12 protein-coding genes are annotated in these 16,337 nt (G+C 72.5%); 2 read left to right on the top strand and 10 right to left on the bottom strand.

The genetic code is table 11. The features are described 5' to 3' along the window. Positions 1–3 precede the first annotated feature (3 nt). Positions 4–663: a response regulator gene (locus DEJ51_RS25135; protein ID WP_411757400.1), complete on the top strand. Its 660-nt coding sequence runs from the start codon at positions 4–6 to the stop codon at positions 661–663. Between the two features lie 35 nt (positions 664–698). On the opposite strand, the gene DEJ51_RS25130 is transcribed toward DEJ51_RS25135, so the two are convergent. The 3 genes from DEJ51_RS25130 to DEJ51_RS25120 all read right to left on the bottom strand — a co-directional run bounded on the left by DEJ51_RS25130 (position 699) and on the right by DEJ51_RS25120 (position 5,071). Then, positions 699–2,291: a cation acetate symporter gene (locus DEJ51_RS25130; protein WP_150259883.1), complete on the bottom strand. Its 1,593-nt coding sequence runs from the start codon at positions 2,289–2,291 to the stop codon at positions 699–701. Continuing rightward, positions 2,288–2,776 (bottom strand): DUF485 domain-containing protein, encoded by a 489-nt coding sequence (locus tag DEJ51_RS25125; protein WP_150259882.1) that lies wholly within the window; start codon positions 2,774–2,776, stop codon positions 2,288–2,290. The genes DEJ51_RS25130 and DEJ51_RS25125 overlap by 4 nt, the downstream gene beginning before the upstream one ends. A gap of 174 nt (positions 2,777–2,950) precedes the next feature. Then, complete coding sequence (locus DEJ51_RS25120; protein ID WP_150259881.1) at positions 2,951–5,071, bottom strand: type IIA DNA topoisomerase subunit B; 2,121 nt, start codon at positions 5,069–5,071, stop codon at positions 2,951–2,953. A gap of 447 nt (positions 5,072–5,518) precedes the next feature. On the opposite strand from DEJ51_RS25120, the gene DEJ51_RS25115 reads away from it, so the two are divergent. Next, the gene (locus DEJ51_RS25115; RefSeq protein WP_030028922.1) at positions 5,519–5,752 is read left to right on the top strand and encodes a hypothetical protein; all 234 of its coding nucleotides are present in this window, start codon (positions 5,519–5,521) and stop codon (positions 5,750–5,752) included. A gap of 109 nt (positions 5,753–5,861) precedes the next feature. Here the strand turns inward: DEJ51_RS25115 and DEJ51_RS25110 are convergent, their stop codons facing one another. From DEJ51_RS25110 to DEJ51_RS25080, 7 genes are all read right to left on the bottom strand, one after another. Further along, positions 5,862–6,788, bottom strand: coding sequence for a serine protease (locus DEJ51_RS25110; RefSeq protein WP_150259880.1), 927 nt, complete (start codon positions 6,786–6,788; stop codon positions 5,862–5,864). A gap of 135 nt (positions 6,789–6,923) precedes the next feature. Next, positions 6,924–8,507, bottom strand: a complete 1,584-nt coding sequence (locus DEJ51_RS25105; protein WP_150259879.1) for an RNA polymerase sigma factor — start codon at positions 8,505–8,507, stop codon at positions 6,924–6,926. A gap of 373 nt (positions 8,508–8,880) precedes the next feature. Continuing rightward, positions 8,881–9,768, bottom strand: coding sequence for a FadR/GntR family transcriptional regulator (locus DEJ51_RS25100; protein WP_150259878.1), 888 nt, complete (start codon positions 9,766–9,768; stop codon positions 8,881–8,883). A 191-nt stretch (positions 9,769–9,959) separates the two neighbouring features. Next, a complete protein-coding gene (locus DEJ51_RS25095) occupies positions 9,960–11,753 on the bottom strand; it encodes an ABC transporter ATP-binding protein (protein ID WP_150259877.1) in 1,794 nt (597 codons plus the stop codon). A gap of 239 nt (positions 11,754–11,992) precedes the next feature. Then, complete coding sequence (locus DEJ51_RS25090) at positions 11,993–12,739, bottom strand: NUDIX hydrolase (RefSeq protein WP_150259876.1); 747 nt, start codon at positions 12,737–12,739, stop codon at positions 11,993–11,995. Positions 12,740–12,859: 120 nt separating this feature from the next. Further along, entirely contained in the window at positions 12,860–14,848 is a 1,989-nt protein-coding gene (locus DEJ51_RS25085; protein WP_150259875.1) for a glycogen debranching N-terminal domain-containing protein, read from the bottom strand. Positions 14,849–15,060: 212 nt separating this feature from the next. Next, positions 15,061–16,326: a DUF4192 domain-containing protein gene (locus tag DEJ51_RS25080; protein ID WP_150259874.1), complete on the bottom strand. Its 1,266-nt coding sequence runs from the start codon at positions 16,324–16,326 to the stop codon at positions 15,061–15,063. Positions 16,327–16,337 lie beyond the last annotated feature (11 nt).

Genomic DNA, 16,337 nt, shown 5'->3' with positions numbered 1-16,337 from the left:
GACATGCGTGTTGCCCTGATCAACGCGGCGTACGTGGCGAAGGTTCCCGGTTTCCGGGTGATCGCGCAGGTTCATTCGGCGGCCGAGGCACTGGAGTTCCTCGCCTCGCACCCGGTGGACCTCGTCCTGCTGGACCACTACCTCCCCGACGAGAACGGCCTGGACCTCGTCCGGCGTCTGCGCCAGCTCGGCCACCGCACCGATGTGATCATGGTCACCGCCGCCCGCGACCTCGCCACCGTGCAGGCCGCCATGCGCCTCGGAGCCCTGCAGTACCTGGTCAAGCCCTTCACCTTCGCCGGGCTGCGCAGCCGCCTGGAGGCGTACGGAGCCCTGCGGCGCACCCTGGACACGGGCGGTGAGGCCGAACAGGCCGAGGTGGACCGGATCTTCGGCGCCCTCGCCGCCGCAGGGGCTCCGAACGAGCTCCCCAAGGGGCACTCGGCCAGCACCGCGGAGCTCGTCCGCGGGGTGCTCCGGTCCGCCGAAGGCCCCTTGTCGACCCAGCAGATCGCCGACCGCGCGGGCATCAGCCGGCAGACCGCCGGGCGGTACGTCAAGCTCCTCGAACGCACCGCCCGGGTCAGCCTCGCCCTGCGCTACGGCGAGACCGGCCGGCCGGAGCACCGGTACACCTGGCTCCCTTCGGAGGGGCCGGCCTGACGGCACCCGGCCGGCTCCTCCACCGCTCGGAACGCTCAGACCGCTCCGGCTCCGGTCAGGGAGCGGACCTCGGTCTCCGCGTGCTTCGCCTCGTCCGGCTCCTCGCCCGAGGTCACCGTGCCCAGCCAGCCCGCCAGGAAGCCCAGCGGAATCGAGACGATCCCCGGGTTCTGGAGCGGGAAGTACTGGAAGTCCACCCCGGGGAAAAGGGATTCGGGGCTGCCCGACACCACCGGCGAGATCAGCACCAGCAGCACCGCCGGGATCAGTCCGCCGTACACCGACCAAACGGCTCCGCGCGTGGTGAAGCCGCGCCAGAAGAGCGAGTACAGCAGCACCGGCAGATTGGCCGAGGCCGCCACCGCGAAGGCCAGCCCCACCAGGAAGGCCACGTTGAGGTCCTGGGCGAGCAGCCCGAGGGCGATCGCGACCGCCCCGATGCCCACGGCCGCGACCCGGGCCACCGCGACCTCGCTGCGCTGCCGGGCGTGCCGGCGCCTGAGGGAGGCGTACAGGTCGTGTGCCACGGAGGCCGATGAGGCCAGCGTGATGCCGGCGACCACGGCCAGGATCGTGGCGAAGGCGATGGCGGCGACGAAGGCGAACAGCACCGCGCCCCCGGTGGAGCCCGCGCCCCCGCCGAGGAAGGCGGCCAGCAGCGGAACGGCCGTGTTCCCGGAGGCGTTCGACGCCCGCACCTCGTCCGGTCCCACCAGGGCGGCCGCCCCGAAGCCGAGCACGATGGTCATCAGGTAGAACCCGCCGATGAGCGCGATCGCCCACACCACGGACCGGCGGGCCGACCGCGCGGTGGGCACGGTGTAGAACCGCGACAGGATGTGCGGCAGCCCGGCGGTCCCGAGGACCAGCGCGAGACCGAGGCTCATGAAGTCGACGCGGGCGGTCCAGTCCCCGCCGTACTTGAGGCCGGGGCTCAGGAACGCCCGGCCGTGCCCGCTGCGGTCGGCGGCGCTGGTGAGCAGCTGGTCGAAGTTCCCGTGGAAGCGCATCAGCACGAGCACGGTCAACGTGATCGCGCCGCCCATCAGCAGCACGGCCTTCACGATCTGGATCCAGGTGGTGGCCCGCATCCCGCCGAAGGAGACGTAGACCACCATCAGCGCGCCCACCCCCACCACGGCGAGCGTCCGGGCGACCGGGCCCGAACTCCCGAGCAGCAGGCCGACCAGGCTGGCCGCGCCGACCATCTGCGCGATGAGGTAGAGGACGGAGACGACGACCGAGGAGGTGCCGGCCGCGATCCGCACCGGACGCTCGCTCATCCGGGCGGCGACCACGTCGGCGAGGGTGAAGCGCCCGCAGTTGCGGACCAGTTCGGCGACGAGGAACAGCACCACGAGCCAGGCCACGAGGAAGCCCACCGAGTACAGCAGCCCGTCGTAGCCGAAGAGGGCGATCAGACCGGAGATGCCGAGGAACGAGGCCGCGGACATGTAGTCGCCCGCGATGGCGAAACCGTTCTCCATCGGGGAGAACAACCGCCCGCCGGCGTAGAACTCCTCGGCCGACCCGTGCCGGTTGCGGCTGACCCAGGTGGTGATGCCGAGGGTCACCGCGATGAAGACGCTGAACAGGATCAGCGCGAGGGTCTGGTGCTCACTGGTCACCGGCCGGCCCTCCTCGCCCGGGTCCGCTCCTGGCCGCGCTCCTGCTCGAAGACGGTCCACCGCAGATCGAGCGCGGACCGGTCCCGGCGCAGCCGCGCGTGCCGGGCGTACGCCCAGGTCAGCAGGAAGGTGCTGAGGAACTGGCCGAGACCCGCCAGCATGGCCACGTTGACCGCGCCCACCACCGGCCGGGCCATCAGGCCGGGCGCCGCGGTGGCGGCGACCACGTAGGCGACGTACCAGAGGAAGAACCCGGCGGTGGCGGGTACGACGAACCTGCGGTAGCGGGTGCGCACCTCCTGGAAGGCGGCGCTGCGCTGCACTTCCAGGTAGATGTCGGATGCGCCGCGGGCGGCGTCTGCGCCACCGGGGACCGGGGCCGGCTGGGACGTTTCCTCACCCTCGCCCCATCCGACGGCCAGCGCGTCGTACCAGGGGTCGTCCAGCCGGATCGTTCCGGTATCACGACCTTCGTGCTTGTCCACCGAACTCTCCTTGTCCGCTGCCGCATTGGCCGCGTACCCACAAGGATGTGCGGAATGGGGCTTTCCGGACTGGTGTACCGGCGCACTTCACTCCAACAGGTGATGGAGTGAAGAGCGCCGGTATGCCGTGGCCCCTTCGGTGACGGGTGCCGCCGGGCTCCGGCGGCACCCGGATCAGGCGTCGATGCGCGAGCGGTCCAGGGTCGCCGCGGAGCTCGTGATGAACTCCTTGCGGGGGGCCACCTCATTGCCCATGAGCAGGTCGAAGACCTGCTCGGCGGAGTCCAGGTCGCCGATGTTGATCCGGCGCAGGGTGCGGAAGCGCGGGTCCATGGTGGTCTCCGCCAGCTGGTCCGCGTCCATCTCGCCGAGGCCCTTGTAGCGCTGGATCGAGTCCTTGTAGCGGATGTTCTTGCGCTGGTACTCCAGCAGGGTCTGGCGCAGCTCGTTGTCCGAGTACGTGTAGACGTACTTGTCCTGGCCCTTCTTCGGCTGGACCAGCTCGATCCGGTGCAGCGGCGGCACCGCCGCGAAGACCCGGCCGGCCTCGACCATCGGCCGCATGTACCGCTGGAAGAGCGTGAGCAGCAGGCAGCGGATGTGCGCACCGTCGACGTCGGCGTCCACGAGCAGCACGATCTTGCCGTACCGGGCCGCGTCGATGTCGAAGGTCCGGCCCGAGCCGGCTCCTATGACCTGGATGATCGCCCCGCACTCGGCGTTCTTGAGCATGTCCGAGACGGAGGACTTCTGGACGTTGAGGATCTTGCCGCGGATGGGCAGGAGCGCCTGGAACTCCGAGTTCCGGGCGAGCTTCGCCGTGCCGAGCGCGGAGTCGCCCTCGACGATGAAGAGCTCGCTGCGGTCCACGTCGTCGCTGCGGCAGTCGGCCAGCTTGGCGGGGAGCGAGGAGGTCTCCAGCGCGGTCTTGCGGCGCTGCGCCTCCTTGTGCTGGCGGGCCGCGATCCGGGTCCGGGCCGCCGCGACGATCTTCTCCATCACTGCGCGGGCCTGCTGCTTGTCGTCGCGCTTGGTGGACGTCAGGAAGGCCTTGAGCTCCTTGGCGACCACGGCGGAGACGATCCGGGTGGCCGCGGAGGTGCCGAGCACCTCCTTGGTCTGGCCCTCGAACTGCGGCTCGGCCAGCCGGACGGTGACGACGGCCGTCATGCCCTCCATGGCGTCGTCCTTGACCACGTCGTCCTCGGCGACGCGCAGCAGCTTGGCCGAGCGCAGCACCTCGTTGACGGTCTTGGCGACCGAGCGCTCGAAGCCGGAGACGTGGGTGCCGCCCTTGGGGGTGGCGATGATGTTCACGAAGGACTTGACGTTGGTCTCGTACCCCGTGCCCCAGCGCAGCGCGATGTCCACGCCGAGCTCGCGGGTGACCTCGGTGGGCGTCATGTGGCCGCGGTCGTCGAGGACCGGGACGGTCTCCTTGAACGTCCCCGTGCCGGTCAGGCGCAGGACGTCGCAGGCGGCCTTGTCCTGGGCGAGGTATTCGCAGAATTCGCTGATGCCGCCGTCGAAGCGGAAGGTCTCCTCGGTCTTGCCGGCCCCGTCGATGCCGCGCTCGTCGCGGACGACCAGGGTCAGGCCGGGGACGAGGAAGGCGGTCTGGCGGGCGCGCTGGTAGAGCGTCTCCAGGTTGAGCCGGGCGTCCTTGAGGAAGATCTGGCGGTCGGCCCAGTAGCGGATCCGGGTGCCGGTCTTCCCCTTGGCGACCCGCTTGGCCTTGCGGAGGCCGTTGGCCGGGTCGAAGGGGCTCTCGGGGCCCTGCTCGGTGAACATGCCCGGCACGCCGCGGCGGAAGCTGATGGCGTGGGTCGCGCTGTTGCGGTCGACCTCGACGTCGAGGCGGACGGAGAGGGCGTTGACCACGGAGGCGCCGACGCCGTGCAGGCCGCCGGAGGCCGCGTACGAGCCGCCGCCGAACTTGCCGCCGGCGTGCAGCTTGGTCATGACGACCTCGACGCCGGACAGGCCGGTCTTGGGCTCGACGTCCACGGGGATGCCGCGTCCGTTGTCCCGGACCTCGACGGAGGCGTCCTCGTGGAGGATCACCTCGATGTGGTCGCAGTAGCCGCCCAGGGCCTCGTCGACGGAGTTGTCGATGATCTCCCACAGGCAGTGCATGAGGCCCCGGCTGTCGGTGGAGCCGATGTACATGCCGGGGCGCTTGCGGACGGCCTCCAGCCCTTCGAGGACGAGCAGGTGCCGCGCGGTGTAGTTGGAACCGTCCCGGTCTGCTCCGGACAGCAGCGCGCTGGAAGGCACGGACGTGTCGGCGGTCACGCAGTTCGCTCCTCGCTGAATTTCTTTTCTGGCCCGGTCGGGCGCAGGGGTGGCTCGGGTGCCGCTCGAAGGGTACCGAGGCCAGGTAGAGCCGATGCAACGCCACCCTCGCGCATTCCTCAGCCTAGTCCAGATCCGTACGGGTGTTCGATCCCCCGCGCGGGTGAAGGAAACATCACGTTCCCTTCCGCGCATGAACCATTTAGGGTTCGGGCACGTCCTCATGAACAACCTGGCACTCACGCCGGGGAGGATGGAACTGCAACAAGCGCACGACTGACAACGCGAAACCGTAAAGCAACGCAATACGGCTCCTTCGCCGCCAACCGGCAGCAGCCGGCCAGCTTCGGAAGGAAGTTTCGAGGAAAAGCCGCGAGCGGGAACGTTTTCGGCCTGGTTGGATGTTGACCCTGGTACGACAGCTCGTCGAGCTAGAGAAGAGGCGACGTGACTACTGTTCTGACACCCGCGACCCCGCTGACGGCCGCTGACCGATGCGACCGTTGCGGCGCCCAGGCATATCTGCGCGTCGTCCTGCTGAGCGGCGGTGAGCTGCTCTTCTGTGCCCACCACGGGCGCAAGTTCGAGCCGGAACTCAAGAAGATCGCCGCGGAAATACAGGATGAGACCGAGCGGCTCACGTCCGCTCCGGCTGCCCATGCCGAACCCGAGGACCGCTGACACAGGCCTGCACCTCGCATCCGACGAGCCAGGACCGGCCAGGCCGGTCGACGGGCGGCACCCCTGAGACCCAGGGGTGCCGCCCGTCCTCACATCCGGAGCCCTGCGGCTAAGGCGTGCGATGCCCCTGTACGGGCCCTGTGTACGGCCCAGAAGCGCTGGGGGCGCCCCACCCGACGTCCTGGACCTTCCCGGGCTGCGCGCCCGTCTCCGGGGCCAGCGCGAAGTCGACCAGTGGGGCGACACGCGTGTAGACACCCGGGCTGTCCGCGCGTCCGCAGCCCCGGCCCCACGAAACGAGGCCGATCAGCCGCCCCTGGGCCACCAGCGGCCCGCCGCTGTCGCCCTGGCAGGCGTCCTTGCCGCCCCCGCCGTCCCCCGCGCACACCATGGACTCCGCGCGGTACTGCCCGTCCGCGTCCCCGGGGTAGGCGCGCCCGCAGACCTCGTCCGCCAGCACCGTCACCCCGGCGGCACGCAGTCCGTACGCGTAGTCACCAAAGCCGCTCGTGTCGCCCCAGCCGTACACGGCGGCCTCGGTCCCGGCCGCGTAGGCGGGATGCCCCGCCGTCGCCATGGGCAGCACGTAGTGGGCCGGTACGGCCTCGGCCAGCTCCAGGACGGCGAGGTCCCCGGCGTTGCTCGCCGGATCGTAGGCCGGGTTCACCCTCGCCCCGCGTACGGCGATCTCCCGGCCATCGGCCGCCCGGAGCTCCGTGCGCCCGGCGATCACCCGGAAGTCCGCCACGGATTCGACCGGGCCGCCCAGCACCTGGCTGCCCAGGCAGTGCGCCGCCGTCAGCACCCTCGTGGGGGACACGACCACGCCTCCGCAGAACTGCCCGCCCCGCGTACCCCCGAACCGGTCACGGCTGGCGAGGGCGACGACCCAGGGGCTGTCGGCCACCTTCACCGGCTTCCCGCCGATCACCACACTGTCCGCGGCCGCTTGCGGCACCTGGGCGAACGGCGCCGCGGCCGCTCCCGCCGCCAGGGTCAGCGCTCCCGCCAGAGCACGGGCAAAGGGACGACGCATGAGGCCTCCTGACTCCGAGTGTGCATGACTCCACCCAGAGTGGGTCGCCCGGTGGCCGAGCGCACCCGCGCGGCCACCGTCGCCCCTCGTCCCTGTCGGCTTTCCGGGCTTCCAGCGGCGCCGGAAGCCGTCCGGTCAGTCCAGGTAGTCGCGCAGCACCTGGGAGCGGGACGGGTGCCGGAGCTTCGACATCGTCTTCGACTCGATCTGGCGGATCCGCTCACGCGTGACCCCGTAGACCTTGCCGATCTCGTCGAGGGTCTTGGGCTGGCCGTCCGTGAGGCCGAAGCGCATCGAGACCACGCCGGCCTCGCGCTCGCTCAGGGTGTCGAGCACCGAGTGCAGCTGCTCCTGCAGCAGCGTGAAGCTCACCGCGTCGGCCGGGACGACCGCCTCGGAGTCCTCGATGAGGTCGCCGAACTCGCTGTCGCCGTCCTCACCCAGGGGGGTGTGCAGGGAGATCGGCTCGCGGCCGTACTTCTGGACCTCGATGACCTTCTCGGGGGTCATGTCGAGTTCCTTGGCCAGCTCCTCGGGGGTGGGCTCGCGGCCCAGGTCCTGGAGCATCTGGCGCTGGACGCGGGCGAGCTTGTTGATGACCTCGACCATGTGCACCGGGATACGGATGGTGCGTGCCTGGTCGGCCATGGCGCGCGTGATCGCCTGCCGGATCCACCACGTGGCATAGGTGGAGAACTTGTAGCCCTTGGTGTAGTCGAACTTCTCGACCGCGCGGATCAGACCCAGGTTCCCCTCCTGGATCAGGTCCAGGAAGAGCATGCCGCGGCCCGTGTAGCGCTTGGCGAGGGAGACCACGAGACGGAGGTTGGCCTCCAGCAGGTGGTTCTTCGCGCGGCGGCCGTCCTCGGCGATGATCTCCAGCTCGCGCTTGAGCTTGGGCGCCAGCTTGTCGGAGTTCGCCAGCTTGTCCTCGGCGAACAGGCCCGCCTCGATGCGCTTGGCGAGCTCCACCTCCTGCTCGGCGTTGAGGAGGGGGACCTTGCCGATCTGCTTGAGGTAGTCCTTGACCGGGTCGGCGGTGGCACCGGCGACCACGACCTGCTGGGCGGGGGCGTCGTCCTCGTCGTCCGAGATGACGAAGCCCTTGTTCTCCCCGCCCTCCTCCTCTTCCTCGGCCTCGGCCTTGGCGGCGTCGGGACCCTCGTCCGGGGTCTCTTCCTCGCCCGCCTCGTCCGCGTCCTTCTTGGAGGCGGTCTTCTTCGCCGCCGTCTTCTTGGCAGCGGTCTTCTTGGCGGGTGCGGCCTTCTTCGCCGTCGTCTTCTTCGCCGCCGTCTTCTTGGCTGCGGGCTCCGTCGCGGGCTCTCCCGCGAGCGCGTCCACGGGCTCCGGGTCCGCCGGCCCCGCTGCCGGGTCCGCGGTGGCCGCGGGCTGCGCTGCCGTCGTCCTGGCCGCCGTCTTCTTGACGGTCTCGGTGGCCGTCCGCTTGGCCGGACTCTTGGCTGCGACGCTCTTGCGGGTGGTGCGCTTGGGCGACTCCGCGGCACTGACCATCAGCGTCACACCCTCTTCCTCGAGGATCTGGTTGAGGCTGCGCAGAACATTCTTCCACTGGGTCGCAGGAATCTGGTCAGCCTCGAAGGCCCGACGCACGTCATCGCCGGCGATCTGCCCCTCGGCCTTGCCCCGCTCGATGAGCGCCATCACAGACTCGGAATCGGCGATCTCCGGCGGGAGCGTACGGGATGTGCTGGCCGACACGAACAACCTCTCGGAACGATGGGAACGGCTTCCGACCCCGGGCCTGGTGGTGCTGGACCGGAGCCGACGACCACCGACCGGGGATGGGCCGGCGGCGCGGGCAGGGGCCGGGGAGCTGCACAGCACCCCCAAGGGCTGCTGTCTTCCCTCCGTCGGCCATCACCTCTTACGTCATCGCGTGACCTCGCAGAGCGTTACGCCCAATCTTCGTGGCCCGAGTCACACCCCGTACTCACGAGTGCCGCTCCTGTGGTCGTGGCCGGTGTGTCGCGCATGCCGAACCACCACGAAAGGGGGCCTCACGCCGGTGTCGCCGGACCCGACCGGGCCCGGCGACTCGTTCTGCACCCCCGCTCCCCCGCGCGTCCGCCCGTCAGTGCTCGCGCGGGGCGGGAACCACGCGCTCGACCTCCGGATGCACCGTCAGGAGCTGACGCATGGCGTTCTCGGCAGCCGTCGCGTCACCCGCGGCAAGGGCTTCGACCATCCGTGCGTGGTGCGCGACGCAGGTCTCGCTCGGACGGTCGCAGGCCGTGATCGGGCTGCCGGAGACCTGGAGGGCGGCGGAGACGATGCCGGAGAGGTGCTCCAGCATGCGGTTGCCGGCGACCTGGATGAGGAGCCCGTGGAATTCGTTGTCGGCGCGCGCGAAGGTGATCGCGTCGCCCTGACCGAGGGCGTGGCCCATGATCTCGACCATGTCCGCGAGGCGCTGCTGGATGTCCGGCCGGCCGTGGCCGGCGGCGAGGCGGGCGGCGAGCGGCTCGATGGTCCAGCGGAGCTCACCGAGCTCGCGGCGCTGGTCGTCGCGCTGCGGACCGAAGGCGCGCCATTCGATGATGTCGGGATCGAGCAGGTTCCAGTCGGCGACGGGCCGGACCCGGGTGCCGACGTTGGGGCGTGCGCTGACGAGGCCCTTCGCCTCCAGGACCCGCAGCGATTCGCGGACGACCGTGCGGGAGACCTCGAAACGCTGGCCGATCTCCTCGGGGACCAGCGGGCGGTCCGCACCGAGGTCGCCGGAAACGATCATCTGTCCGAGCTGCTGGACGAGTTGGCCGTGCAGTCCGCGTCCGCGGCTGCCTGCCGCTCGGCGGCCCACGCGGCTCAACTCGACGTCGGCACCGTCCCAGTGGGGTGCTCCGACGCGGTCGGACCCGGGGGTCTCCGCGTAGGGGTAGCGGTCGAGTTCGCCCGGGCCGGCGAGGCCGGAGTCGGCATGGCGGGCGGCGGTCATCATGGTGTGCGCAAGGGTACTCACGAATCCTTTGTCGGCCGTGCCTCCATGACCCTTGAGGTCTTTGGTGAAAAGCACACGAAAGGGTGATCGGTGCCACCTACGCAATTGACGACTTATCGTAAAGAACCAGACCTTTTGCGGGGAGTTGCGGTCCGCTTGACGTGACACGGACCGCAACGGTCCCGTCCGCGACTTCTCCCGGTCCGGAACGATCACCAACGGACCCGGCTGCGCAGTCCGGTGAACCCATAGGCGCACAACAGGACCATCAGCGACAACACCAGCGCGGTGCCGACGGGTTGGGCCATCACCCGGATCGCCCCGGCCAGCAGGCGGTCGGCCTCCGGCGGCCACTGCCCCCAGGTCAGGCCGCGCAGGCGGGACCCGAGCCCGGTCGACGGGTACGCGGAGGAGCCCTCCAGCGCCTTGCGCACCAGCGGAACCACCACCACCGGTACGGCGAGCACCGCGGCCAGTCCCGCGGTGGCGGACCGGAAGACGCCCGAGGCCAGGACACCGGCCCAGGCGCAGCCGATGAGCAGCCCGGCCCAACTCACGGCCGGGGAGAGCCACTCCACCGGGGTGCGCAGCGGACCGCTGTCGAAGACCAGCGCGAGGGCTGCGGCGTCCGCGGCCACCGTCAGGGCGCCCACCAGCAGCGCGAGGGCTGCGCAACTGCCCAGCTTGGCGGTGAGCAGACCCATCCGGCGGGGCACGGTGCCCCGGTCTGCGGCGAGCGCGGGGTAGCGGTACTCCTCGCCGAAGGCGAGCGCGCCGAGCAGGCCCGCACCGAGCGCGGCGGGCGGCAGAGGCAGCAGTTCGGGCCAGGCGGCGAGCAGCCGGTTCTGCGGGGTCTGCCCGGCCCGCGCCAGCACCAGGGCGGTGAGGACGGAGACGGCGACGACGAGAGTGGCGGTGAGGACGGGGGTGGCGGTCCCGAAGACCCGGAGCATCTCGTAGCGCAGGGGGCGCAGCGGGCCGCTCAGGCGGCGTACGGCCGAGGCCGGGCGCCCGGACCGGATCTGCCGGTGGGGGTCGCCGGAGGCCTCGGAGACGTCCTCGGTACGGGGCGCGCCGGACTCCGGCGGGGTTGCGGCCGCGGTGCGCGCGGCCGGAACCGGCGCCGTCGGCGCACCTGCGTCGCCCGTCTCGTCGGCGAGCTGGTGGACCAGCACGCCGTGCCGGAACGCCGCCTCGCCGACCTCGGCGCAGTTGCTGCCGTACACCGACAGGCGGCTGCCGCTCTCGGCGACGATCTCCACGGAGCGCCGGGCGGCCCGGGCCTCCCTGCCCAGTACGTCGGCCAGCCGGGCCGCGTGCGGGGTGCGCACGGCGACCCGCGGCCGCAGTCTGGTCCGGGCGAAGTCGGCCGCGTCCTGGTCGGCGACGAGCCGGCCCCCATCGATGCTGACGACGCGGTCGGCGCTGCGGGCGGCCTCCTTGGCGTCGTCGGTGGTGAAGAGCACCGCGCCGCCGAGGGAGGCATGGCCGCGCAGCAGCCCGTGCAGCCAGCCGCGCTCGCGGGGGGAGAGGCCGGCCGCGGGCTCGTCGAGGAGCAGGGTGCACGGATCCGCGAGCAGCGCCGAGGCCAGTGCGACGCGGCGCTCCATGCCGAGCGACAGCGTGCCGAGGCGCTGGTCCCGCAGTCCCGCGATGCCGACGACCTCCAGCATGGTGTCGGCCCGGGAGGCCGGCACCCCGGCCGCGGCGCAGAGCATCCGCAGCTGGTTGCGGACGGTCCGCGCGGGGTTGCCGGGAACGTCGCCGAGGAGCACGCCGACCTCACGGCCGGGGTGCGGGATCCGGTGCAGCGCACGGCCGCGGAAGTAGGTGACGCCGCGGCCCGGTTCGAGTTCGAGCATGAGCCGCAGTGCGGTGGTCTTGCCCGATCCCGGCTCACCGAGCAGGGCGGTCACATGCCCCGGGCGGGCCTCGAAGGTGAGGTCGTCCACGAGGGGCGGAGCGTCGGGGCGGGGCTTGCTGGTGAGTCCGATGGCCTGGAGCATCGCTTCTCTCGCGGGGGGTGAGACCGCTCAGCGGCAGGGTGGGTACCCCAAGCAAGATAACGCGATATGTCCGATATTCAGCGCAACCGGTCCGATGGGATGCCGATCCTGCCGCCGGGACCGGCACGGGCGGCGGGCCCGGACCCCGACCCGGTGCCGGACGTGCTGCCCGCCCGGCCTTCGGATAGGGCACGGCGGTCCCGCGGCCGCGGGCCGCGCCCGTTGCGGCGCCGGCGGAGTCAGACTTCCGGACGCAGCATCGGCGGGTTGAGGAGGGTGGCTCCGCCCGCCCGGAACAGCTGGGCCGGACGCCCGCCCTGACGGGTCGTCGTGCCTCCGGCCGGCACCAGGAATCCGGGAGTGCCAGTGACCTTGCGGTGGAAGTTGCGCGGGTCGAGGGAAACGCCCCAGACCGCCTCGTAGACCCGGCGCAGCTCGCCCACGGTGAACTCAGGCGGGCAGAAGGCAGTGGCCAGCGAGGAGTACTCGATCTTCGAGCGGGCCCGCTCGACACCGTCGGCGAGGATCTGGGCATGGTCGAATGCGAGGCCGGCAGCGGTCTCCTCGGTGTCGGCCAGGACCTCGTCGACGGGGGCCCAGCGCGCGCTGTTGGCGTCACCGCCGGCCCGGGGCGCAGGCAGGTCCGGAGCCAGCACCAGGTGCGCCACGCTGACGACGCGCATCCGCGGATCCCGCTTCGGATCGCCGTAGGTGGCCAGCTGCTCGAGGTGCGCCCCGTTGCCCGCGCCGGGCAGGGCGGGGTCGTGCGCGCACAAGCCGGTCTCCTCGGAGAGCTCCCTGGCGGCGGCCCCCGCCAGGTCCTCGTCCTCACGGACGAATCCTCCGGGCAGCGCCCAGCGCCCCTGGAACGGCTGCTCACCTCGCCGGACGACCAGCGCGCAGAGCGCGTGGCGCCGCACGGTGAGCACGACCAGGTCGACGGTGACGGCGAAGGGCGGATAGGCCGACGGGTCGTAGGGCGACATGCCGCGATCATAGTCGTCTGCCTGACGATAAACAGCGCTTTGGTGACCTTGAAGGCAGCTCCCCGAAGGCGGGGACCGTCGATCGCGCGGACCGGTCCGTCCTGAACGGGGTGCGCGTGCTCATCCGCCCAACTGGAGCACATCGGCCGCCTCCTCCACCATGCCGAGGCCGAGCCGGCTGATCCGTACCGCGAAGGGCTCCCCCGCCACCCGCAGCCCCGAGAGTCTGAGCCCGCCCAGGGGGGCTCCGGGCAGGGGCACGAGGGCAACCGTCCCGGCAGGGGCGTCGGGGCGGATTCCCGCGAGGGCGGTCAGCGCGTGGATCCCGGCCGCCGCGGCCACGGCGGCCGGCCTGCAGGCCGCCGGGTGCGGAACCGGAGCGCTGCCCGCGGTGCGCTGCTCGGCCGCGAACATCTCCGGCAGCCGGTATCCGAAGGCCTCCGCCGCGTCGAGCAGGCCGCGGAGCAGGCCCGCGGCCTCCTTCTCGAAGCCGGCCTGGGCCAGGCCCGCCACGGCCACCGCGCTCTCGTAGGCCCGCACGGCGCCCGAGCGGTGACCGAACGGATTGTGCCCGGGCTCCTTGACGGCCATGCTCCGCAGCCCCCATCCGGAATCCATGGCGGGGGCTCCGAGCAGCCGGGCCAGCTGCTCGGCCCGGGTGCGGTCCAAAAGCCCCGGTGCGAGCCGGCCGCCGCTGAGCAGGCCGGTGTCGAGCAGGTGGGCCGCGGCCCCCGTCAAACGTGGCAGCGGTCTCCCGTCGGGGTGCAGAGCCGAGGCGGGCCGGCCGCCGTCCGGGCCGTCGATCCAGAACCCCGCCCGGAACCGCTCCCGCAGGCGGGCCGCCCACTCCCTCCACTCCTCGGCCCCGGGCCGTCCGCACGCGGCGAGCAGATCAGCCCCGAGCACGGCGGCCCGATGGGCATGGGCCTGGGTCTCGCAACGCCGCGGACCCGGGTCGGGATCGGCCAGGAAGCCGTCCTCCCCGAGCGCGCCGCGCAGCCAGTCCAGGCACCGCTCGGCGGCCGGGAGCAGCCGTGCCACCTCTTCTTCGGGCAGGCCCCAGAGCCTGGCCTCGGCCAGCACCGCGGGAAAGGCCAGGGTCGCCTCGGTTCCGGTGCACCCCGGCGGGAGCTGCGCGCCCGCGCCGCGCAGCGGGCCCGGGATCTTCCCCAGCCCGGGTCCCCGCTCCTCGGTCTGGGTCCGGGCGAGGGTGCGCAGGGTGGCCGCGGCGAGACCGGTCCCGATCGGCAGCGCCATCCGCGCCGCCCACAGCGATTCCGCCGGGGCCAGGCCCAGCCGCCAGGGCGCCCCCGCCGCGGCGAAGGCGTCGCCCGGCTCCTCGGGGTCCCGCAGGAGCAGCGCCCCCAGGTCCGCGACACTGCTCCGGAACCACACCTCGGCCCTCGGATCGTCCCCTTCGGCCCGGGCGTCGGCCAGCGGATTCGCCACCTGCCCGGCGGGGGCTCGCTCCACCCGGTGCTGCGTGGTCCGCAGCTCGATGGTGCGGGATGCGCCGGGATCCAGTTCGAGCTGCCAGCGCAGCAGGCCCGCCGAAGCCAGCACGTCGTCCGGCGGCGGGTCGGCGGCGGTCACCGCCTGAGCCTCGCCGGCGCTCCAGCGCAGCCCGGCGGCGTGCACCCCGGCGGGCAGCTCCGGCCCGGCCCGGCCGGCGGCCACGGCGGCCAGCTCCGCCAGGTCGGTGCCGAGGAGCACCTCCACGGGCAGGCGTACCGGCCGGGCCGTGAAACTGCGCAGGGTGATCCGTTCGGTGCCGTCGGCGTGCCGGACCCGCTCCACACCGACGTCGGGGTCGGGGCCGGGCTCTGCGCCGGTGCGTACGGTCGCGGTGAAGACGGCCCGGTCGGCAGCGAGGCCGCGCCCCTGCACGGCGACCGGGTCCCGGCCGCCGACACGCAGCAAGCAGCGGGAGAGCAGGCGGCGCCCGGACCGGTAGATCCCGTCGATCCCCTGCCCGGTCAGCTGGCCGTGCTCCGGGGAGATGACCAGACAGGGCGCGGCGACGCAGATGACGGCGCCGTGCACGGGCGGCAGTTCGGGCCTGCGGGCGGCGGGCACGCCGGCTGGGCGAGGAGGTGCGGGGTGAGACATGTGTCGCCTTGTCTGCGCTCCGGTCGGTTCAGCTGGGCGGCGGCGCGGCCGGACCCCCACCACCCCCCAGCTGAACGTCCCCACCCCCGCCCGGGTCACGGGCGCGGGCGCCGTCCGGGCGTGCCCGGGGTGGAGTCCGCGCCGTCGGGGCAGGCCCGCGGCGGCCCGGAGCGGTCGCACCGGACCGCCGGACGCCGTGGACCGGTGCGCGCTCACTGTTCGCTCCGCGCGGTCCGGCGGGATCCGCGGCGGGGGGCCGTGCGGCCCTTGCGGCCGGGAGGACGGGTGCCGGCCGAGGAGCGCGCTCGCCGGGGTTCCCGTCGACGGCGCTCCTCCCGCAGGCACTGCCGCAGCCCCTCGGGGTCGATCCCCTCGTTGCACGCGTGGTGGAGCAGCTGGGCGAAGCGGTACTCGGCGTCCGCCCGCAGGGCCAGACCGAAGGCGATCCGGGCGGTCGGCTCGTCCCCCGTGGACCACGAGACCCAGCCGGCGAGGGTGAGCGGGGCCGCGGCGTGCTCGCAGTAGGCCCCGACGCACCGCCGGGCCAGGGCCCGCCACAGCCGCAGTGCCGGGGCGGCGTCCTCGCCCTCCATCCATTCCGCCGCGATGTCCCGGGTCTCGCGGTCCTGGAGGCCCAGGATCAGTGAGGCGGCCTCGTCGTGGCCGAGCAGCGCGTCGTCCCAGTCGTCGGCGTCGGCGCCGCCTTCGGCGGGCGGGGCCAGCGTCAGGCGCCGCATCAGGGTCCGCGCCAGGGCGATGGTCTCGGCGCCGACGTCCTCGCGGGTGGCCCCGTCGAGGATCCTGGGCATCAGGGCGGTGGCGGCTTGGTCCAGGGCCCGTTCCGCCTCGTCGGCCACGGCCCCGCGCAGCGGTGCCATCCTGCCCTCGATCTCCTTGAGCGAGCCCCTGACCTGGAGTCCGGCGAAGGTGGCCGTCGCCGCCAGCACCGAGGTGCCGACGGCGGCCAGCCGGCTGCCCTCGGCCGGGCAGCACCGCTCGTCGGGACATACGTAGGACCAGAACCGGCCCGCGGAGAGGCACAGGGCTTCCAAGACGGGCACCTCCAGGGCGCCGCAGGCCAGCCGGATCCCCTGGGCGAGCGGCCGCAGCCGGGCCATCACCCGCCGGCCGCTCTCCTCCCCGCTCGGCTCCTGGCAGAGGTAGACGACGATGCCGTCGGGCTTGCCGGCGCGGCGTTCGCTGCCCCTGATCAGGCATTCGGCGACCTGTCGGGCGGTGTCCTCCCATTCCGCGGGCGAGCTGGGGATACCGACGCGGAGCCGGCCGCCGAAGCGCCCGCCCTCGCCGTGCACGGCGACCATGACAAGGGAGTCGGTGGGGTGGAAGCCGAGCATGTAGGGCAGCGCGTCGGCCAGTTCGGCCGGGCTCCGCAGGGTGATCTGGGGTCCGGTGGTGGCTCCGGCCGGGCTGATGGAGGGCCGGCCGGACGGGGTGCGTGATGCGTGGTTGTTCGTCATGCCATGAAGGT

It is taken from the genome of Streptomyces venezuelae (assembly GCF_008642275.1).
Taxonomy (GTDB): domain Bacteria; phylum Actinomycetota; class Actinomycetes; order Streptomycetales; family Streptomycetaceae; genus Streptomyces; species Streptomyces venezuelae_E.
The sequence above is the reverse complement of the archived record's forward strand: the minus strand, read 5'-3'. Positions and strand labels throughout refer to the sequence as shown.